The organism is Bacillus multifaciens (genome assembly GCF_030756675.1).
GTDB lineage: Bacteria > Bacillota > Bacilli > Bacillales > Bacillaceae_G > Bacillus_A > Bacillus_A multifaciens.
This window is the reverse complement of the sequence record NZ_JAVBXD010000002.1, coordinates 232,091-253,450: the sequence shown is the minus strand read 5'-3', so window position 1 is coordinate 253,450 and position 21,360 is coordinate 232,091. Positions and strand designations below refer to the sequence as shown.

The 21,360-nt window shown below is 38.0% G+C and carries 22 protein-coding genes; 2 read left to right on the top strand and 20 right to left on the bottom strand.

Going from position 1 to position 21,360, the window contains the following annotated elements:
• Positions 1-22: 22 nt before the first annotated feature.
• The 12 genes from Q9306_RS02980 to Q9306_RS02925 form a co-directional block, all read right to left on the bottom strand.
• Positions 23-712: a hypothetical protein gene (locus tag Q9306_RS02980; protein ID WP_306195121.1), complete on the bottom strand. Its 690-nt coding sequence runs from the start codon at positions 710-712 to the stop codon at positions 23-25.
• 287 nt (positions 713-999) lie between these two features.
• Positions 1,000-1,476, bottom strand: a complete 477-nt coding sequence (greA, locus tag Q9306_RS02975; RefSeq protein ID WP_251227150.1) for a transcription elongation factor GreA — start codon at positions 1,474-1,476, stop codon at positions 1,000-1,002.
• Positions 1,477-1,757: 281 nt separating this feature from the next.
• Positions 1,758-2,396, bottom strand: coding sequence for a uridine kinase (gene udk / locus Q9306_RS02970; RefSeq protein ID WP_306195118.1), 639 nt, complete (start codon positions 2,394-2,396; stop codon positions 1,758-1,760).
• 17 nt (positions 2,397-2,413) lie between these two features.
• Positions 2,414-3,694, bottom strand: coding sequence for a peptidase U32 family protein (locus Q9306_RS02965; protein WP_306195116.1), 1,281 nt, complete (start codon positions 3,692-3,694; stop codon positions 2,414-2,416).
• A gap of 17 nt (positions 3,695-3,711) precedes the next feature.
• Complete coding sequence (locus Q9306_RS02960) at positions 3,712-4,641, bottom strand: peptidase U32 family protein (protein WP_306195114.1); 930 nt, start codon at positions 4,639-4,641, stop codon at positions 3,712-3,714.
• A gap of 6 nt (positions 4,642-4,647) precedes the next feature.
• Positions 4,648-5,295, bottom strand: coding sequence for an O-methyltransferase (locus Q9306_RS02955; RefSeq protein WP_306195111.1), 648 nt, complete (start codon positions 5,293-5,295; stop codon positions 4,648-4,650).
• A 197-nt stretch (positions 5,296-5,492) separates the two neighbouring features.
• Complete coding sequence (gene mltG, locus Q9306_RS02950) at positions 5,493-6,563, bottom strand: endolytic transglycosylase MltG (protein WP_306195108.1); 1,071 nt, start codon at positions 6,561-6,563, stop codon at positions 5,493-5,495.
• Between the two features lie 457 nt (positions 6,564-7,020).
• Positions 7,021-7,305, bottom strand: a complete 285-nt coding sequence (locus Q9306_RS02945) for a DUF1292 domain-containing protein (protein ID WP_035434172.1) — start codon at positions 7,303-7,305, stop codon at positions 7,021-7,023.
• Positions 7,306-7,317: 12 nt separating this feature from the next.
• Positions 7,318-7,731, bottom strand: coding sequence for a Holliday junction resolvase RuvX (gene ruvX, locus Q9306_RS02940; protein WP_306195103.1), 414 nt, complete (start codon positions 7,729-7,731; stop codon positions 7,318-7,320).
• Between the two features lie 3 nt (positions 7,732-7,734).
• Positions 7,735-8,001, bottom strand: a complete 267-nt coding sequence (locus tag Q9306_RS02935; protein ID WP_020060853.1) for an IreB family regulatory phosphoprotein — start codon at positions 7,999-8,001, stop codon at positions 7,735-7,737.
• 73 nt (positions 8,002-8,074) lie between these two features.
• Positions 8,075-10,717, bottom strand: coding sequence for an alanine--tRNA ligase (gene alaS, locus Q9306_RS02930; RefSeq protein WP_306195099.1), 2,643 nt, complete (start codon positions 10,715-10,717; stop codon positions 8,075-8,077).
• 367 nt (positions 10,718-11,084) lie between these two features.
• Positions 11,085-12,161 (bottom strand): AI-2E family transporter, encoded by a 1,077-nt coding sequence (locus tag Q9306_RS02925; protein ID WP_306195169.1) that lies wholly within the window; start codon positions 12,159-12,161, stop codon positions 11,085-11,087.
• Between the two features lie 194 nt (positions 12,162-12,355).
• Here Q9306_RS02925 and Q9306_RS02920 point away from each other — a divergent pair, with 194 nt between their 5' ends.
• Positions 12,356-12,568 (top strand): hypothetical protein, encoded by a 213-nt coding sequence (locus Q9306_RS02920; protein WP_306195096.1) that lies wholly within the window; start codon positions 12,356-12,358, stop codon positions 12,566-12,568.
• A gap of 48 nt (positions 12,569-12,616) precedes the next feature.
• On the opposite strand, the gene Q9306_RS02915 is transcribed toward Q9306_RS02920, so the two are convergent.
• The 7 genes from Q9306_RS02915 to cymR all read right to left on the bottom strand — a co-directional run bounded on the left by Q9306_RS02915 (position 12,617) and on the right by cymR (position 18,910).
• Positions 12,617-12,745 (bottom strand): YrzQ family protein, encoded by a 129-nt coding sequence (locus Q9306_RS02915; protein WP_306195094.1) that lies wholly within the window; start codon positions 12,743-12,745, stop codon positions 12,617-12,619.
• Between the two features lie 17 nt (positions 12,746-12,762).
• On the bottom strand, positions 12,763-12,951 hold the full coding sequence (locus Q9306_RS02910) for a hypothetical protein (protein ID WP_020060848.1): 189 nt from the start codon (positions 12,949-12,951) through the stop codon (positions 12,763-12,765).
• 108 nt (positions 12,952-13,059) lie between these two features.
• Positions 13,060-15,390, bottom strand: a complete 2,331-nt coding sequence (gene recD2, locus Q9306_RS02905) for an SF1B family DNA helicase RecD2 (RefSeq protein WP_306195091.1) — start codon at positions 15,388-15,390, stop codon at positions 13,060-13,062.
• Between the two features lie 18 nt (positions 15,391-15,408).
• Positions 15,409-16,065, bottom strand: a complete 657-nt coding sequence (locus Q9306_RS02900; protein ID WP_306195089.1) for a tetratricopeptide repeat protein — start codon at positions 16,063-16,065, stop codon at positions 15,409-15,411.
• Positions 16,066-16,179: 114 nt separating this feature from the next.
• Positions 16,180-17,295, bottom strand: coding sequence for a tRNA 2-thiouridine(34) synthase MnmA (mnmA, locus tag Q9306_RS02895; protein ID WP_306195087.1), 1,116 nt, complete (start codon positions 17,293-17,295; stop codon positions 16,180-16,182).
• 5 nt (positions 17,296-17,300) lie between these two features.
• Positions 17,301-18,458, bottom strand: coding sequence for a cysteine desulfurase family protein (locus tag Q9306_RS02890; RefSeq protein ID WP_306195085.1), 1,158 nt, complete (start codon positions 18,456-18,458; stop codon positions 17,301-17,303).
• 35 nt (positions 18,459-18,493) lie between these two features.
• A complete protein-coding gene (gene cymR, locus Q9306_RS02885; protein WP_020060843.1) occupies positions 18,494-18,910 on the bottom strand; it encodes a cysteine metabolism transcriptional regulator CymR in 417 nt (138 codons plus the stop codon).
• Positions 18,911-19,412: 502 nt separating this feature from the next.
• On the opposite strand from cymR, the gene Q9306_RS02880 reads away from it, so the two are divergent.
• Positions 19,413-20,699 carry a replication-associated recombination protein A gene (locus Q9306_RS02880; protein ID WP_306195082.1) on the top strand — a complete coding sequence of 429 codons (1,287 nt, stop codon included), beginning with the start codon at positions 19,413-19,415 and terminating at the stop codon, positions 20,697-20,699.
• Positions 20,700-20,928: 229 nt separating this feature from the next.
• Here the strand turns inward: Q9306_RS02880 and Q9306_RS02875 are convergent, their stop codons facing one another.
• Entirely contained in the window at positions 20,929-21,144 is a 216-nt protein-coding gene (locus tag Q9306_RS02875) for a hypothetical protein (protein WP_306195080.1), read from the bottom strand.
• Between the last annotated feature and the right edge of the window lie 216 nt (positions 21,145-21,360).

Genomic DNA, 21,360 nt, shown 5'->3' with positions numbered 1-21,360 from the left:
TTTCACTTTATTGTGCGTTTGGCTACTTTAGAAATTCCTTAAGAATTCTTCTATAGTCCTCTTCATCTATCCCTGAATTTTTTGCAACCTCAATTGAAGTAGTTCCTACTTGAGCTGCTGCTTTTAAATATTCCGAATGTAAAGCATTCATTTCATTTCTTTTTTCACTTGCGTTTTCAACCGTTACAGAATCAATACATACAATCATCTTATCTACTACCTTTAAATAATTATTTTCTGCATCAATTAACTTTTGGATTTCACCTTTATTACTAATTTTAGATTGTTTTAAGTAAGTAAACGCTTGATTCACTTCATCTTTGAAAAGCTTATCATTATTCTTTGCCTGCTCTTGTAACATCTTCTTCATATCATCTATAGTTTTTTGATCCATTGTATCCTTTAACAAATACTCTGGATTGCCAATAGCATAATCATACTTGATCGTTACATCTTGAAACACTTTCATTACAATAGCTAACTGATATTCTGGATCGAAATCTTCAAATTTCTCTCTTTTTTGTTCTTTTCCTGATTCTTGTTTTTCCTTTTCGTTAGTGGGATTTTTTGTAGATACAGACGCATCCTCCTTTTTTCCTTCCTGTTTCGGTTTCGATTCATTTGATGCACTTGTTTTATCACTAGATCCACATGCAGCTAATCCCGTCATTATAACACCGCAAGTAAGTACCACAAATAATTTCTTGTTCATAAATTCCCCTCCTCTTTCCTATCCCCTATAAAATTCCTTTACATTTCAAAATGTAAAGAATTTCTTCAACTATAGTATCAGAATGAAATTCCTCATATTATCATATTCTGTCGAGTAAAATAATAATTCCTTCAGGCATAGTTCCACCTTCTTTTTTATTGATCACACTGCACTATTATGGACAATTCGATATAAGACTTAACACTGTCAATCTTGAAATGGGGGATAACTGCCGTTAATGCGGGGTAAATAAAAAAGGTTCACTCCGAAGAGTGAACCTTTTTTTATTATTTTACAGAGACGATCTCTACTTGCATTTCTCCACCTGGTGTTTGAATTGCAACTTTTTCGCCAATTTGCTTTCCTAGTAAGCTTTTTGCGATTGGAGAATCGTTAGAAATTCTACCTTCAAATGGATCTGCTTCCGCGCTACCAACGATTGTATACGCTTCTTCTTCTCCATCTGGTAATTCCTTAAATATAACCGTTTTACCTAATGTTACAACCGTAGAGGCTTCACCGTTATCTTCAATAATAACTGCATTGCGAATCATGTTTTCAAGCTGTGTAATACGACCTTCTACGAAAGCTTGCTCATCTTTTGCTGCATCGTACTCAGAGTTCTCAGATAGATCACCAAAGCTGCGCGCAATTTTAATACGTTCTACAACTTCTTTACGTTTTACTGTTTTTAATTCTTCAAGCTCATGCTCTAGTTTTTGTTTTCCCTCAAGTGTCATAGGGTATGTTTTTTCTGTTGCCATGTTTTCCACTCCTTTTATATACCGATCCCCCGAAAAAAAGAGGAGTTCCATATGAAAACTCCCCCGCCTTATAAAATAGCGAAGGTTTCTAGTACAGGCAGCACTAGCGGAGTTGTCACATACAACCCCGTATTTCCTTACTTCTTCCTTATATCAAAAAGATATGTATAGAAAGCTAATATAAATATGCCCTCACCTATATGGGGTGAGGTTTGCATGTTTCATTGTATTCGATAAAAAGGGAGAAAATCCCTTCCTATCGAATATCTTTTACTATGCTATTACAAATTCACTTTTTCTTCAAGAATTGTTGCAATTTTTGTGACCATAATATCGATTGCAACATGATTTTGTCCACCTTCTGGGATAATAATATCCGCAAATTTCTTAGAAGGCTCAATAAATTGATTGTGCATTGGACGCACAACATTTACATATTGTTCAATAACAGAGTCCATCGTACGACCGCGTTCTTTAATGTCGCGCTGCATACGACGTAAGATGCGAAGGTCAGCATCTGTGTCAACAAACACTTTAATGTCCATTAAATCACAAAGACGCGGGTCTTCTAAGATTAGAATCCCTTCTAAAATAATTACATCTTTCGGTTCTACTGGAATAATTTCTTCTGAGCGTGTATGCAATGTATAATCATATACAGGTTTCTCAACCTGCTTATATGAAAGCAACTGATGTAAGTGCTCAATTAGTAAGTCATTATCAAATGCTAATGGATGATCATAATTTGTTTTTAAACGCTCTTCCATCGGCAAATGGCTTTGATCTTTGTAATAATAATCTTGCTCCAAAATTAAAATGGAATGACCTTGAAATTGATCAAAAATTGCTTTTGTTACACTTGTTTTACCTGATCCTGAACCACCAGCAATTCCAATTACAACAGGCTTGTTCGTCCCCATTCAACTATCACTCTTTCTTATTGAAGTATGCTTTTTCGCATCATGTTGTTCACATACACTGGTCGATCCACTTTGAATTTCACGATTTGCAGCGGATGTCTCGCTGCGTCTAATTCGTTTCCATCCTCATCCCAAATTTTTTCCACCGTTTGTGTAAAGTTTTCAATTTCCGGTCCAAAGAACTCAACTTCCTGACCTGGCTTGAAGTAGTTACGCTGCTCTACTGTCGCAATGCCTGTTTCTTCATTATAATCTAACACTAAACCAGCAAAATCATACGTTGTTTTCTTACTATGATTTCCATACATTTGTTCCAAGTGCCCTGGAACTCCTTCAAAGAATGCAGGGGCTGTATCACGATTTGCGCATTTATCAAGCTCTTCTAACCATTCTTGTTTAAACTCGAAGTTGTCTGGATCCGCGCAGTACGTATCAATTACTTTGCGGTATACAGTTGCCACAGTTGCAATATAGTGAATAGATTTCATGCGACCTTCAACTTTCAAGCTGTCAATTCCGATTTCAATCATCTTCGGAATTGATAAAATAAGATTTAAGTCTTTTGGACTCATTGCAAACGGAGCATCCTCTTCCTGGAATAGAGGAAGTTCTTGTGCTTCTTTATGTTGCGATACTGTTTGAATTAAATCATAATCCCAGCGACAAGACTGACAGCAACCACCGCGGTTTGAGTCACGCGCTGTCATATGATTACTTAATGTACATCTTCCAGAGTAAGCAATGCACATCGCACCATGAATAAATGCTTCAATTTCAATATCCACTTTTTCTTTAATTTCTTTCATTTCCTCATAGCTTACTTCACGAGCAAGTACAAGACGGTGCAATCCTTCTTCTTTCCAATACTGGGACGCTTTCCAGTTTGATAATGATTGCTGTGTACTTAAATGAATTTCCACAGAAGGAGCTACGCGTTTACATGTTTCGATGATAAGAGGGTCTGCAACGATTATACCTGTTACACCTGCTTTTTCAATCCCTCTTAAATATTCTTCTAGCCCATCCATGTTTTCATTATGAGCAAAGATATTTGTTGTAACATAAATTTTTGCACCGTACTTCTTTGCAAATTCAACGCCTTCAGCCATGTCTTCTAACGTGAAGTTCCCTGCATTCGAACGAAGACCAAATTCTTGTCCTCCTAAAAATACAGCATCTGCGCCGTAATGAATAGCTATTTTTAATTTTTCTAGGTTTCCTGCGGGCATTAATAACTCAGGTTTTTTTACAATAACACGCTTTCCGTTAATGACGCGTGAAATTTCTTGAAAACTCATGTGCGTTACCTCCTATTTTAATAAACCGTTTCTTTAAAGAAGAACCCTGTATCTAACGGACGATTTACTGGTTGTAATTCCTCAATCTCTTTATATAAGTCGTCTTTCACATCGTAATATGCGTCGCGATTTTCTACACATAAATCAATCGCCTTACGATATTTCTTCGTCACTTCAATGATATACTCAGAGCTTTTTAATACACCCTCAATTTTTAAACTATCAATTTCTGCATCAATTAACTCTTCTAGCTCGTCGATGAAGCAAATGTCATTTGGACTCATAATGTGCGTACCGTTTTCATCTTCATAAATTGGGTACTTATTGTTACGCTCTGCATCATGCAAGAACATGTTTTCTTCGTATTTCTTCTTCTCGATTTCCATTTCACGACCTTGATATTCGAAGTAGTTTCCTACTAAAGAACGCTTCGACTGGAACATACATGTCATACCGTGAATTTGTACTTCTATTTCTACTTCTGCATGTTCTTTTAGCTCAACAATTGCATCTAAGCTTAATTCACGAGCTAACACAGCGCGCTTTGCACCTTTTCGACCCCAGTAATTACATGTAAACCAGTTTGTTGCTGTTGTTTCTGTATTCCAGTGCATTTTCATATTTGGGGCAACTTCACGCACCGTCATTAATACAGCTGGATCTCCAAATACAACTGCATCTACGTTTACTTCTTGTAAAAATGCAACGTAATCTTGTAAAGCTTCTACTTTCTCATTGTGGAACATCGCATTCATTGCGACATATACTTTCATATTATTTTCATGTGCAATCGCTACCGCTTCTTTTACATCCTCGCGAGAAAATTCGCCAGCTAAACGTAAGCCAAACTCTTGTTCACCAATCATCACTGCATCAGCACCTGCTTTCGCAAGTGGTTCGATATCCGCCACTGTTTTTGGCGTTACTAACAACTCAGGTTTTTTCATTGCCTGTCACCCTTTCTTTTTACTCACTGCTACTCCGTCACCAATTGGGAAAATAGTTGTATCATATCCTTCATGATTCATGAGCCACTCGTTATACGTTTTAATTCGTCTAATTAAACCGCGTGTACGTCTATTTTCAATATGTTCTTTTGTCGTCACAAGACCGTGATATAGTACATTATCTGAAATAATGACACCGCCAGGATTTAATAATGGCTCATATATGTCAAAAAAGCGACGATATTGCCCTTTTGCTGCATCAATAAAAATAACATCAAACGTGCCATGTTCTTTTACTTGTTCCCCTGTTTCTAAAGCATCTCCAAAAATAACAGAAATGCGCTCTTTGACTAGGGAACGATTTATATATTCAAGTGCTTTTTCATATCGATCTGCGTTTCGCTCTACTGTCACAATGCTTGAATTTGGAATAGCTTGCATCATACGAATGCTAGAATATCCAATTGCTGTACCAAGTTCTAATATGCTCTTTGGCCCAATTAAACGTAAAAATTGCAACATAAATTCCATGCCAAGGCGATCCATAATTGGTACATGTTGCTCACACGCATACTGTTCGATCTCAAGAATAAGCTCATCTTTTGGATCGACAAAAGACAGCAAATATTCACTAACTACATCTTGTTGCTCCATAGATAGTCCTCCTTATCGCATGGAGAAGTAAAAAAGAATATTGTCTCTATGTGGAAAGAAAAATACAAGCCCGCTCTATCCTTAGCTTGTACGTCCCGTTTCTATATTAAAAACGATTCTTCTACCAGTTTTTAACCCGGTATATTTTATCATAAAAAAGAGGGATATGCGAATTTTTCTCGCTTCCCTCAAAAAATTTACGATTGCTTTTGTGTAATATATTTTTGTTTTAACGCGTTATGTTCTTCTAATGTCTTCGCGTAGTACACTTGACCGTCTGGTGCCGCCAAGAAATAATAATAATCTGTTTGTGCAGGTTCAAGTGCTGCCTGTAATGATTTTACACTAGAATTCGAAATTGGTCCAACTGGTAATCCTTTTATAACGTATGTATTATACGGAGAATTTACTTTTAAATCATCATATAATACACGCTCTTTATGCTTACCTAATGCATATAACACTGTTGGATCTGTTTGCAAAGGCATTCCTTTCGCTAAACGATTATAGAACACGCTTGCAATTTTTTGACGATCTGTATAACCTGTTGCTTCTTCTTCAATAAGTGAAGATAAAGTTAATAATTGATGAACATCCCAATTCTTCGCTTTCATTTTCTGTTCATTTTCAACAATGAGCTTGTTTGTTTTCTCTAACATTGGAATAATAATTTCTTCTAACGTTAGGTCCTTTTTATAAAAAGGATACGTTGCTGGATATAAATATCCTTCCAATGGATATTTAATATTTGCATCAAAAATTTTATCTGTTAATAAAACTGGGTATTTTTTCTGTAATTTTTGTACAAATGCTTTATCGTTTAATTGGCGAACAACATCTTCTTTATTCCACTTCAATTCCTTTGCAATTGTATCTGCAATTTCAACAACTTGTGCGCCTTCTTTAACTGTCACTTTATAAACAACTGGACGATGCACATTACCTGATGACATTTGTCCCATTATTTCCTCTGTATTCATCGATGGGTTTAACAAATATGTACCAGCTTGTAAATTTTTAGATTTCATTTTTGCATAAAAACTAAATATAGTCCCGTTTTTCACAATTCCTTTGTCTTCCAAGATTTCTCCAATCTTACTTGTAGAAGAACCTTTTGGAATTTCCACTTCAATTTCCTGTTTACTTGCTGTATTTAGTGGTTGTAAAGCTGATGTAACATACGCATACGCACCGCCGCATACAACAAGTAATGCGATGAAAATAACCGCAATCACTCGTCTTAGTTTTTTTGTTTTCCTTTGATCCACTACCGTACTTCCTCCTTACTCCCCATTATAGACTGCACAGGTCTACCCTATACAAAATCTACGGAACATTAAAAAACATGTCTACCGTTAGACATGTTTTTTCTTTTTTCTACAATCTGTACTATTATACTACAAAGATCGTTATGCATTCGATAAAAAATCGTTCATTTATTGTATAAATATGATTTCAGTTTACGAACAAAAAATGATTAACAGTCTTCAAACACACCGCTGCTATGCAGAATAAAACATGCCCACTACTTGCTTTCTCCCTTTGTTTTCAACATCGCATGTGGCAGTAAAAAGCACTGACCACTCCTATTCATGGCCAGATGCTCTCGCTCCACTAAAAAGAAAGGAGGTTTTTATGTCGGATTTTTAATTGGCATATATATAGTACCTTATATAGTAAACAAACTGATTTCATATTGAAATCAGTTTGTTTACATTTCCCATATTAAGCTTCTTCGCCTTCTTCTTCAGCAAGAGTGTTAAACATTTCTTGTACCATTTCCCACTCTTCTTCTGATTCGATTGGAAGTAATGTGCCGCCAGACTCATCTTCGTTTTGCTCGAAAGCCATTGCATCATAAATTGGATCGCCATCTTCGTCAACTTCACCGATTGGTGAGAATACTACGTAAGATTTTTTCCCGAATTTTTCAGCATCAAACGTGAAAATAATTTCACATAGATGTTCGTTACCTTTTTCGTCAACAATTGTAATTTGATTTTCTTCCATTATGGTCACCTCTTATTTGCTATCTAAATATCCTTGTAAAATTACGACAGCCGCCATCTTATCAATGACTTGCTTTCGTTTTTTTCGGCTTACATCTGCCGAAATGAGCAAGCGCTCCGCTGCCATTGTTGACAAGCGTTCATCCCACAGTACAACTTCTAATTGCAAAAGCTCATGCAAGTTTTCCGCAAATTGCTGACAAGCTTCGCCGCGCGGGCCGATTGTACCATTCATGTTCTTAGGCAATCCTACTACTATCTTGTCCACATTGTACTGTTTTACTAATTCAGAAATACGATTAAAACCAAACTCGCCTCTTTCTTCATTAATTTTAATCGTTTCCAAACCTTGCGCCGTCCAGCCCATCTCATCGCTTATTGCAACGCCGACTGTTTTTGTACCAACATCTAAACCTAATATACGCATAAACTACTCCTCACGATGATGTTTCAAGTAAGACTTAACAAGCTCCTCAATCAATTCATCACGTTCTAGCTTACGAATAACATTGCGAGCATCTTTATGACGAGGTATGTATGCAGGATCGCCGCTTAATAAATAACCGACGATTTGATTAATCGGATTATATCCTTTTTCTTGAAGTGCATCATACACAGTTAATAGTACGTCATTGACATGGACATTCTGTTTTTCTTCTTGGAAGTTAAACTTCATCGTTTTATCGAATCCGTCCATTTTAAGCACCTCACTTTACTAGGTATAGGGAGAAAGATATCCCTTCTCCCTACTATTGTACACTACTATCTCATTATTTTGAAACAGATTTAACGTACTCTTCTACAAATGCTAGCGCATCATCTACTTGTGCTGGGTTTTTACCACCAGCTTGTGCCATATCAGGACGACCACCGCCGCCGCCGCCACAGCGAGAAGCTACTTCTTTCACAAGTTTACCAGCATGGTATCCTTGTTCAATTAAATCTTTTGTTACACCAGCAAGAATGTTAACTTTATCATCACTTACAGCTGTAAGCACAATAATTGCAGATTGTAATTTATTCTTTAAATCATCCATCATCGTACGTAAGTTATTCATATCTGCAACATTTACTTTCGTCGCAAGTACATTTACACCATCAACTGTACGCACTGCATCTGTTAAGTTACCAGCTTCAATGTTGCTTAGTTTTGCTGCAAGAGATTCATTTTCTTTTTGCAGTTGTTTTACTTCAGCAAATAAGCCATCTACTCTTGTTAAAATGTCTTTCGGGTTTGTTTTCATTTTGCTTGCTGCTTCTTTTAATAAACCAACTTGTTCGTTCATTAATTCATATGCCGATTTCCCTGTTACTGCTTCAATGCGGCGCGTTCCTGCTCCAATACCAGATTCAGCAACGATTTTGAAAATCCCGATAGATGCCGTGTTATCTACGTGGCAACCACCACAAAGCTCTAAGCTATAATCGCCCACTTGTACAACGCGTACAACGTCTCCGTATTTTTCACCGAATAGTGCCATTGCACCCATTGCTTTTGCTTCTTCAATTGCTTTTTGAGAAATGTCTACTGTGATACTTTCCCAAATTTTCTCGTTTACAATACGCTCAATTTTTTCAAGTTCATCTGCTTGTACTTGACCAAAGTGAGAGAAATCAAAACGTAAACGCTCTGATGTTACAAGAGAACCAGCTTGGTTTACGTGTCCGCCAAGGATATCTTTCAATGCTTGATGCAGAAGATGAGTTGCTGTATGGTTCTTCACGATTGCTGCGCGGTTTTTCGTATCGATTAACGTTTTTACTGCTGCATCTTTCGTTAATGTTCCTTCTTCTACAACTACTTTGTGTAAATTTTGACCATTAGGCGCTTTTTGTACATCTTTTACAAGTACTTTTACGCCATCAGCAAGAAGGTAACCACGGTCTGCAATTTGTCCACCGCTCTCAGCGTAGAATGGTGTTACATCTAACATTAATTGGCCTTCTTCACCTGCTTGTAAACTATCTGTGAATTCACCATTTTTCACAAGTGCAACAACGTTACTTTCTGTTCCAACAGTATTGTAACCAACAAATTCGCTCGCTACTTTAATTTCACCAAGAACGCCGCCTTGTACTTGCATAGAATCAACATCTTGACGAGCTGCACGTGCACGCTCACGTTGTTTTTCCATCTCAGCTTCAAAACCTTCATGATCAACTGTCATGCCAGCTTCTTCTGCATACTCTTCTGTTAACTCAATTGGGAATCCGTATGTGTCATATAGACGGAATGCATCTTCGCCAGAAATAACCGTTGATTTTGCTTCTTTCGCTTTACCGATTACTTCAGCTAAAATTGTTTCGCCGTCATGAAGTGTTTCATGGAAACGCTCTTCTTCGTTTTTCACAACGCGTGCAATGAAATCTTTTTTCTCAAGAACTTCTGGGTAAAAGTCTTTCATTACTTCACCAACTACTGGTACTAATTCGTACATAAATGGACGATTAATATTTAATTTCTTCGCATAACGTACAGCGCGGCGTAATAAACGACGTAATACATAACCGCGGCCTTCGTTAGAAGGAAGAGCTCCATCTCCAACAGCAAACGTTACTGTACGAATGTGGTCAGCAACTACTTTAAATGCTGTGTCTTGTTCTAGATTACCAGCACGATATTTTTCACCAGAAATTGCTTCTGTAGCGCCGATAATTGGCATAAATAAGTCAGTGTCAAAGTTCGTTGGCACGTTTTGTACAACTGACACCATACGCTCAAGACCCATCCCTGTATCAATATTTTTCTTGGGAAGCGGCGTATACGTACCGTCAGGGTTATGGTTAAATTGTGAGAACACAAGGTTCCATACTTCTAAATAACGCTCGTTTTCTCCGCCTGGATATAATTCTGGGTCACTAAAATCATTACCATAAGCTTCTCCGCGGTCGTAGAAAATTTCTGTGTTTGGTCCACTTGGGCCTTCACCAATATCCCAGAAGTTTTCTTCTAAACGAATAATGCGCTCTTTTGGTACACCCATTTTTTCATGCCAAATTGTGAATGCTTCTTCGTCTTCTGGATGGATCGTAACAGATAGTAATTCTTTATCGAATCCAATCCACTTGTCACTAGTTAAAAACTCCCAAGCCCATGTAATTGCTTCTTCTTTGAAGTAATCACCAATTGAGAAGTTCCCTAACATTTCAAAGAATGTATGGTGACGAGCTGTTTTTCCTACGTTTTCAATATCGTTTGTACGAATTGATTTTTGCGCATTTGTAATGCGTGGGTTTTGCGGAATTACGCGGCCATCAAAATATTTTTTCAGCGTAGCAACACCGCTGTTAATCCATAAAAGAGATGGATCTTCGTGCGGAACTAATGATGCACTTGGTTCTACTGCATGTCCTTTTTCCTGGAAAAAATCTAAAAACATTTGACGAATTTGTGCGCCTGTTAAGTGTTTCATATGTATTTCCTCCTTCATTAAAATCAATTAGAAAACAAAAAACTCCCGTCCCCTATAACAGGGACGAGAGTTGACTCGCGTTACCACCCTGATTATGAAATAAAAAGCGGAAGTGTCTCACTTTTAGACACGACGGCTAGATTGCATATCGTAATCATATGCATATATTTCATCACCTCAAGTTGCCGTAACGTGGCAAGACGGCAGTGATTAGCTGCTCTCAGGAATAGCGTTCTGTTACCCTTCATCTGAAGCTTCTTACAGCCTAAGGAAGCCTCTCTCTGCAAAATGGACTGTAACATACTCGTTCCGTCATCAATTTATCATATACTATATGCCCAAATTGTAGCGAATCCATTTCTATTTGTCAATGTTTCCAAAACGGCTTCGCGTGGACAATAATCGTACGAAGAATCGCTAAGAGCGGCACGGATAATAAAAGACCAATGATGCCGCCAATTTCTCCGCCAACAAGCAGCGCAAGCATAATCACAACGGGGTGCATCCGCAGCGATCTTCCTACAATATACGGAGATAGTATATTACTCTCAACAAATTGTAAAATTGCAAGCGCGATGCCAGCCTTAATAACTAAATTCGTCGATACGGTTGCAGCAATCATCAATGTTGGAATCGCCCCTAAAATAGGACCGAAATACGGGATAATATCAGTGACCCCAACAATAATCCCTAAAAGCAGTGGATATTTCATCCCGATAAACCAAAAGGCTAATGCAGATACCCCGCCTAAAATTAAACAAACAAATAATTGGCCGCGAATGTAATTTCCAAGAGACTTATCAATTTCTTTTGCTAATTGTTGCCCATCCTTTCTCCATTTAGATGGTATAACCTTCCAAAAAATATGATAAAACTCTCCGTAGTCTTTTAATATATAAAATACGATAAATGGAATTAAGAAAATGATAAGAAGGGAATCAAGTATTCCTCTCGCTGTACTCATTACTTTGTTTAAAAGCGCTTGTATTTTCCCTTCAACTCCTGTAAATATTTGCTTCACTTTCTCATTCACGAATTCAGGAAAATTTTCAGTTTGCTCTCTTACTCCATCCGTCCACGTTTCATACATATTTACAAATTGCGGGAATTGTTCATTCATTTCTTGGAGCTGCGCAACAACGGCTGGTGTTCCTTTATACACACCGTATCCAATACCGCCAAAGAAAAGAATGTAAATGAGTAAAATGGCAAGTGTGCGCGGCACACCTTTTTCATGTAATTTTTCAATAAGCGGATGCAACAAATAAGCAATAAAGCAAGCAAGCAAAAATGGTGTAATGGCAACCTTAAGCACAAATAAAATTGGTGCCCACAGCGGCTTAATTTTCAAAAAGACAAGTAAACATAAAAAAATCAGCAATAATAAACCTAACCGATAAATCCAAATAATTTTAAGATTCTTCAACAGAAAAACCTCCTCTATTTCTTAGTTTGAAAAGAAATAAAGAAGGTTATGTGTAAAAAATAAAAAACCTTGCCATGCCGTGATATTTTTGTAGGTATTCTTACTGTTTTGTAGAAGAATACATATACTTAAAATAATTACAAATTCATACGATATTACGCATGAATAAACAGTGATATCCCAATTTGTTCCACAAAGCTAGGGGGAAAACAATGGTTTGGTTGATGCTAGGTCTTTCCGCACTTTGTATGCTATTAGAATGGGTATGTATTGGCTTAGGCATTTGGAAGGGGTTTTTCATTCCCTCTTCCAATCAAGAACGTGCCAGGCATCTTTGGTACTATGGCATTTTAGGACTGGGTTGCTATGGACTGTCTCATCTTTTCTCCCAGATTGGACTATTTTATCTCTATACAAGTACATGAATAAAAGCTCCCAAAAATTAGGGAGCCTTTTCACATACATAATGTAAATTATAAATAAGATTTCAGCATTTTACGTGCTCTTTTCATATTTCGTTTTGAAAATACATCTTGCTTACGTGCATATTGATATGCTGCTGCTCCTACACCTAATGCAATTAATGATGAGCGCAATTTCAAAGTTAACACTCTCCTTATTAGCCGATTGTTCGTTCGTTCTCATCAAATAAATCATCTAAAGAACTTAATGAACCGTCTTCTTCGACTTGATGTGTATGAATTTTCCCCTTTGAAATCGATAATTCAATAAAGCAGTTCCAGCAATAATATTGATTCACACCGATTTTCCCAATATCTTTTCCTTTACAGTTTGGACAACTGAACATATGGCGTTCATCTCCTTACAATCTCCCGTATTCTATTACGCCATTATGTCCAAACTGTATTTGTTTATACACGAGAAGAACTGCATTACACTATATAATTTCACCTCGCTACATAAAATCATACGGTGAAATGTTTTCCACATCGAGGCCTTCCTCACTTATCACTTCAGTCGCTTCGGTCTTTCCTTGCAGACGGTTGCATAACGTAGTTTGCCGGAGCGCATCATCAAGGCGCTTTACACCAGATTGAAACGCTAATTCTTCACCGCAAATAATTAAAAACTTTTTACTACGTGTAATCCCTGTGTAAATTAAATTGCGGCGCAGCATACGATAATAACTTTTCACAACAGGCATAATTACAATGGGAAATTCGCTACCTTGTGATTTATGGATTGAACAACAATATGCATGTGTAATTTGATTTAAGTCTGCTTTTGTATAGGTCACTTCGATACCGTCAAAAGAAACTACAACCATATCTTGTTGTTCCACGTTTTCTTTCGCATAAAACACCGACACAATCTCACCAATATCACCGTTAAACACTTGACTTTCCGGTTGATTGACAAGTTGAAGTACCTTATCTCCAGTCCTATATACAACTTCGCCATATGCGATTTCTTTTCTTTTTTCTTTTTTCGGATTAAATACTTCTTGCAGCGCTTCATTTAACGTATTAATACCTGCTGGTCCCTTGTACATCGGAGCTAGCACTTGTATGTCACGCGCACTAAACCCTTTTGTTTTTGCGTTTTCACATACTTGCTTCACAACATCAACAATTTGCGTACCTGTGCAAGCAATAAACGAACGATCTTTTTTGTTTTGCGTTACATCAGAAGGTAATACACCTTTTTTAATCGCATGAGCAAGCTGAATGACAGATGAACCTTCTGCTTGTCTATAAATTTCCGTAAGCTTTACTGTCGGAATAACGCCCGATTCTAATAAATCTTTTAACACTTGTCCAGGACCAACAGATGGCAATTGATCTTCATCACCAACGATGATGACCTGAATACTAGATGGCAATGACTTGAACAATTGATTCGCAAGCCAAATATCAACCATAGAAAATTCATCAATAATAAGTAATTTCCCTTTAACAGGATCGTGCTCATTACGTTGAAACGCTCCTTCTGGTGTCCATCCAAGCAGACGATGGATCGTACAAGCAGGCAATCCTGTTGACTCACTCATACGCTTTGCCGCTCTTCCTGTCGGTGCTGTTAATAAAATCGGGAACGGATTGTCATCACTATAATCCTTCGGGTCTAACGATAAACCATGAAGAGAAGCATACATTTCAACAATCCCTTTAATAACAGTCGTCTTCCCTGTCCCAGGTCCACCTGTTAAAATCATCATTGGTTTATGAAGAGCTGTTTGAATCCCTTCCTGCTGAAGTGGTGCGTATTGCACGTCGAACTGCTCTTCAATTTTCCCGAGTGTTAACAACAGCTCTGATTCTGGAAAGGAAGGAAGTTCTTCTTGGCCAAGTAAACGATTGATGGAGGCTACAACACCTTTTTCAGAATAATACAAGGAGGCTAAATAAACACGCTCGTCTTCTATAATAATTTTGCCTTCTCCTTGCATCATTTCCGCACATTGCAAAACATCTTCTTCTGTAACAGCCATTTCCTGATTATTTAATAACTCCATCGTTTGCTGCACTAACTGCTCTCTATTCGTATACACATGGCCTTCTTGCAGCGAAACGTGCTCTAATGTATAGAAGCAACCTGCTCGTACTCGATCAGCATGATTACCAGAGATACCCAGCGCTCGGCCAATATCATCCGCTCGGCCAAATCCAATACCATCTACCTCTTCAATCAGTTGATACGGATTTTTGCGGATGACTTCAAGTGTCATTTCTTTATACTGTTGATAGATTTTAATAGAGAGCTTCGTTCCAAACCCATAACCATTTAGAAAGCTCATCACTTTTTCAAGGCCTTGATGTTCAATAATCGTCTCGTATATTTCCTGTGCTTTTTGCTTATTTACAATCCCGTCCAAAGCTGCGGGATCATCCATAATTTTCGAAATCGCATGTTCACCAAGATGATCAACAATCTTTTCGGCTGTTCGTTTCCCAATCCCTTTAAATAAATCGCTCGCTAAATATTGCACCATTCCTGTTTTTGTTTGCGGCAATTCTTTTTTAAACGTTTCAATATGATATTGTTTCCCGTACTTTGGATGATCTTTAAAATGACCCGTTAGTGTAAACACTTCATCTTCATGCATGCGGGGAAAGTAACCCGTTATCATGACCTTTTTTTCGTCATATGTTTCATTCGTTTCAATAATTTTCATACTGACAACGGAATAGAGGTTTTCTTCGTTGTGGAAAATGGTATGAAGAACTTGTGCTTTTATAAACTTTTGCTCTTCCTCAAACAAATCCATTGCATGTTGATTTCCCATTTTACCCCTCCTTCCATTTTATGCGTCTTGTTCTAATAAACGAATACCATTACCAGCTAAAAAATGATCTGGCTGAATCACGACAGCTTTCTTAAACATTACAAGCGCCTTCTCACGATTTTCTTCAAACGCATAGGCAACACCTAAGTTGTAATATGCATCCGCATGTTCTTCATCAAGTGCTACAACTTTTTCAAAATAAGGTTTTGCTTCTTTCACATGTTCTAGACGCGCCAAGCACAATCCGCATTGGAACATGGCTTCAACGTCGTTTTCATCTAATTCAGTAGCACGTTGTAAAAACGGCAATGCTAAACGGTCGTTTCCAAGTTGCACATATGTAATGCCAAGCATAAACGACACATCTCCCGTCTGCAGTCCCACTTGCATCGCCTTCTCAAACGCTTCTTTTGCCTTTGCAAAAAGCTCTTGCTGATAATATATATTTCCTAATCCATAGTATGCCGTTGCAGATTGCTCATCTAATTCAATCGCACGTTTATAAAAAGCAATCGCACGTTCACTATCTCCTAAGACATCTAGTAAATTTGCAAAGTTAATATAACCGAGTGCATCTTTTGGATTTTCCTCAATCGCCTCAGTAAAATTCTTTGCGGCTTCTTCCCAGTTTCCTTCTTGCATATATTGAATGCCTGTTTCAAGCTTATTTGACATGTATCCTTCACCTCTACAACAAATTATAACAAAGAATCTATTTTCCGAGCGAACGAAAATTCGCTTTATCTAAAAAGAAACCTCTGACCAATACAAGGCAGAGGTTCTTCTTTCTTATCCTAAATAATCAAGTTTCTTACCATTACAGTATACATCGTCAATTGTCGCACCGCCTAAGCACTCATCTCCATCATAGAAAACAACTGCTTGTCCTGGGGTAATTGCACGAATTGGTTCATCACAAAGAATGCGAATTGTATTCTCATCAACGATTTGAACCTTTACACCGTTATCCGCTTGACGATAGCGGAATTTCGCTGTGCATGCAAACTCTTTTTCTTTCAGCTTATCGCTAACCCAACTTACATTTGTCGCAAATACTTCGTCGCCATATAACAATTCATTATGGAATCCTTGTTCTACATATAAAATGTTTTCTTTCAAGTTCTTTCCAACAGCGAACCATGGATCACCGTTACCGCCAATGCCAAGGCCGTGACGTTGTCCAATTGTATAGTACATTAGCCCGTCATGTTTTCCTTTCACTTCACCAGATAATGTTTGCATCTGACCTGGTTGTGCCGGCAAATAGTTACTTAAAAAGTCTTTAAAGTTACGCTCGCCGATAAAGCAAATGCCTGTGCTATCTTTTTTCGCCGCTGTTGCTAAACCAGCTTCTTTCGCCATTTCACGAATTTGCGGCTTCTTTAACTCACCAAGCGGGAACAGTGTTTTTGATAATTGGTCTTGCCCAAGTTGATTTAAGAAATATGTTTGGTCTTTATTATCATCAACGCCGCGCAGCATTTTATATTCCCCATCTATATACGCTACACGTGCATAATGTCCTGTCGCTACATAATCTGCACCAAGCGCCATCGCATGTTCTAAAAATGCTTTAAATTTAATTTCTTTATTACACATTACATCTGGATTCGGTGTACGACCAGCGCGGTACTCATCTAAGAAATACGTAAATACTTTCTCCCAATATTGCTTTTCAAAATTGACTGCATAATACGGGATTCCAATTTGGTTACATACTTCAATGACATCGTTATAGTCTTCTGTTGCTGTACATACACCGTTTTCGTCCGTATCATCCCAGTTTTTCATAAAGATTCCGATTACATCATAGCCTTGTTTCTTTAATAACATTGCTGCTACAGATGAATCGACGCCACCAGACATCCCGATGACAACGCGCGTTTCGTGAGGTAGTTTGTTCATCAATGTCACCTCCTATATTCATTTTGTGTTAATCGCTTCACGATCTTCACTGTTTCGTACGCTGCTTTTTCAACCTGTTCTTTCGTATTTCCCAAACCAAAGCTAAAGCGTACGGATGAACGTATTTTATCGGATTCTTTCCCAAACATCGCTACGAGTACATGTGATGGATCAATAGAGCCTGCTGTACAAGCAGATCCGCTTGAAACCGCAACGCCCGCTAAGTCTAAATTCATAAGAAACGACTCAATATTCATTCCTGTAAAACTTATATTTAACACATGTGGTAAGCTATGCTCGAAGTTTCCGTTTACCTCGAAAGTAATGTCTTCTTGTTTAAAGACAGATATCATTATATCTTTAAATCCCTTGTACCGGGCAATTTTTTGCTCACGCGTTTGTTCTGCTAACAAAATAGCTTGCCAGAGCCCAACAATTCCCGGAACATTTTCTGTACCAGCACGGCGCTTTCGCTCTTGCTCTCCGCCTGTTAACAGCGGTTCAAACTTTACATGCTGCCCTGCATATAAAAAGCCTACACCTTTTGGACCATTAATTTTATGTCCTGAAATTGACAAGAGATCAATGCCAAGCTCTTTCACATCAATTGCCGTTAAACCGTATGCTTGTACTGCGTCTGTATGAAAGTAAGCGCTACGCTCTTTTAATAGAGCACCGATTTCTGCTATTGGCTGTACTGTACCAACTTCATTATTTCCAAACATAATCGAGACAAGAATCGTTTGTTCTGTTAATGCCGCTTGCAAATCTGAAATGCGAATACGCCCTGTTTCATCAACAGGTAAGTACGTCACTTCAAACCCTTCTCGCTCTAACACATTACACGTATGCAAAATCGCATGATGCTCAATTGCTGTCGTAATAATATGATTCCCTTTCTTACGATTCGCACGAGCTACGCCAAGAAGGGCTAAATTATCAGCCTCTGTACCGCCGCTTGTAAAAATAATTTCATTTGGATTTGCATGAATGCTGCGTGCGTGCGTGCGTCTCGCTTCATCCACCACTTGACGGCCTTGGCGCCCAAAGAAATGGATGCTTGACGGATTACCAAATACTTCTGTCATATATGGAATCATCTTTTCGACTACTTCTGGGTGAGCCGGAGATGTCGCAGCATGATCTAAGTAAATGCGTTCCATAATATCTCCTTCTTTCCAAATCGTTACACACGGAATTAAATATAAAACATATAACCGCCGTTGTTTTCTTCTTCATAACGTACTAAATCTTCTAACGTTGTACTATCAAGAACTTCTTGCACTGCATCGCGAACACGTATCCAAAGCTGACGCTGTGCTGGTTCTTCTTCATCCAACATTTCTACTACGCTAATCGGCCCTTCTAATACGCGAATTACATCACCCGCTGTAATGTTAATCGGTTGATCTGATAATACATAACCACCATATGCACCGCGTGTACTTTTTACAAGACGAGCATTACGAAGCGGGGAAATTAATTGTTCTAAATAATGCTCAGATAAATCGTGTGCCTGCGCAATCGATTTTAATGAAATTGGGCCTTCCCCAAACTTTTTTGCAAGATCAATCATAATTGTTAAACCGTAACGGCCTTTTGTTGAGATTTTCATATATGTAGCACCTCTTTTCAAGTCTTTTGCTTCTACTTCGTTCAGTATTCTTTTATTTTATAGGAAAAACACTCTCTGAAATCAAAATCCTTTGAAATTATAGCATAATATAGTATGATAAGGAATTTCAACTTTTCTAACAGAAATGATAACATATAAGTATACCAAATAACTCGGAATTCATATAAATACAAATTGAAAACCGGCAGAAAAGCATTTTTTTAAATGGTCGAGAGGGACTGGCTATGTATAGGAGCGGTCAGGGCCTTTTCCTGCCACATGCAAAGTTTGAAAACAAAGAAAGACAGCAAGGTGTAGGCCCATTTTTATCTTCATGGCAGTAATCTATATGCCGAAAAATGAAAATAACTTTCTATAGGTAATAAGGGACATATTTTCACTGGAATAATGCCCCTTATCAAACTTCTAAATTAAATATATGGCTGAGTAGTTACAATGAATTTATATATAACAGGAACAGTCACTTAAGGAGAGAGAACATATGAAACAACCACTCGCACATCGAATGCGTCCGACCAATATTACAGAAATTATCGGGCAAGAACATTTAGTGGGCGAAGGCAAAATTTTATGGCGGATGGTACAAGCAAAGCATCTACAATCAATGATTTTATACGGACCTCCCGGAACAGGAAAAACATCCATCGCAAGCGCCATTGCCGGCAGCATCGGTATGCCTTTTCGTCTATTAAATGCCGTTACTCATAATAAAAAAGATATGGAAGTTGTTGTCCAAGAGGCAAAAATGCATCGCCATCTCATCTTAATTTTAGATGAAGTGCATCGATTAGATAAAGGAAAACAAGATTTCCTTCTTCCTCACCTAGAAAGCGGGCTCATTACATTAATTGGGGCAACGACAAGCAATCCATTTCACGCAATTAATTCCGCTATTCGAAGCCGTTGTCAAATTTTTGAGCTCCACGCTTTAACAGAGGAAAACCTTTTACAAGGATTAAAACGTGCTTTAACGGATCAGGAAAAAGGGCTTGGAGAATACAAAGTAACAGTCGTAGATGAAGCTCTGCGTCACTTCGCAAATGCATCTGGCGGTGATATGCGCTCGGCTTATAATGCACTTGAGCTCGCCGTCTTATCTAGCTTTACAACAAATGAAGAAACAGTAGAAATCTCACTTGAAATTGCTGAAGAATGTTTACAGAAAAAAAGTTTTGTACATGACAAAGGCGGCGACGCTCATTACGATGTCTTATCAGCTTTCCAAAAATCAGTGCGCGGAAGCGATGTAAATGCCGCTCTTCACTATTTAGCTCGGCTTATTGAAGCGGGTGACATGCAAAGCATTGGCAGACGATTACTCATTATGGCATACGAAGATGTTGGACTTGCAAACCCGCAAGCCGGTCCTCGTACACTAGCTGCCATCGAATCCGCAGAACGCGTCGGTTTTCCAGAAGCTCGCATTCCACTGGCAAATGCGGTCATTGAACTATGTTTATCACCAAAATCAAATTCAGCGTATAAAGCGCTTGATGCAGCACTTCACGACTTACGAAACGGACAAACAGGTGATGTTCCAGCTCATTTAAAAGATAGCCACTATAAAGGCGCCGAATCGCTCGGCAGAGGAATTGGCTACTTATATCCGCACGATTATCCAAATGGATGGGTTCAGCAGCAATACTTACCAGACAAAATTAAAAACAAGCAGTACTATAAACCAAAAACGACTGGTAAATTTGAGCAAGCACTTGCCACTGTATACGAACGACTGCAAAATTCGCATCAAAGTAAATCAAAGGGATAATGCTAATATTTAAATAAAAGATTAGGAAACCTTAACGAAAAAGGTTTCCTAATATAAATACGAATTAAAAAACCGACATAAAACCATCTTTTGTTAGGTGGGCGAGAGCATCTGGCCATGCATAGAAGCGGTCAGTTCCTTTTCCTGCCACATGCGAAGTGAAAACAAAGAGAGAAAGCGAGTGGAAGCTCCTTTTTTTCTGCATAGCAGCAATCTATATGTCGGAAAATCAAAATGAATTCATATAATACACCATAGCTGTATTAATTATTAATCTTGTATCATCTTTTAACTTTGTAACAGACCATTCTAAGTCAGAAGGGCTAACAAAAATATGAAAGGTATTTTGTTCCGCTTCATTCCAGGCGTTATATCCTAACTTAATAGAAAATGCATCCATATCTCTACTAAAATATTTCTGCATGAACTTTTTGATAAACTGCACTTCCTTTCACCCACCTTATCTTTATACTTTATCCTATAAAACAGGGCCCTTACTATTTTTCTTTACATGAAATTCTTACCCATATAAAGCGAAAGCAAAACCTAATATGATTATTCCTATACAGACAACAATTCCACCAGTATTTAAAATAATACTAATAGCAACTATCGCAAATGACTTCACGCCAAATTTACTCCCTTTTTCTCTCCATCCTTT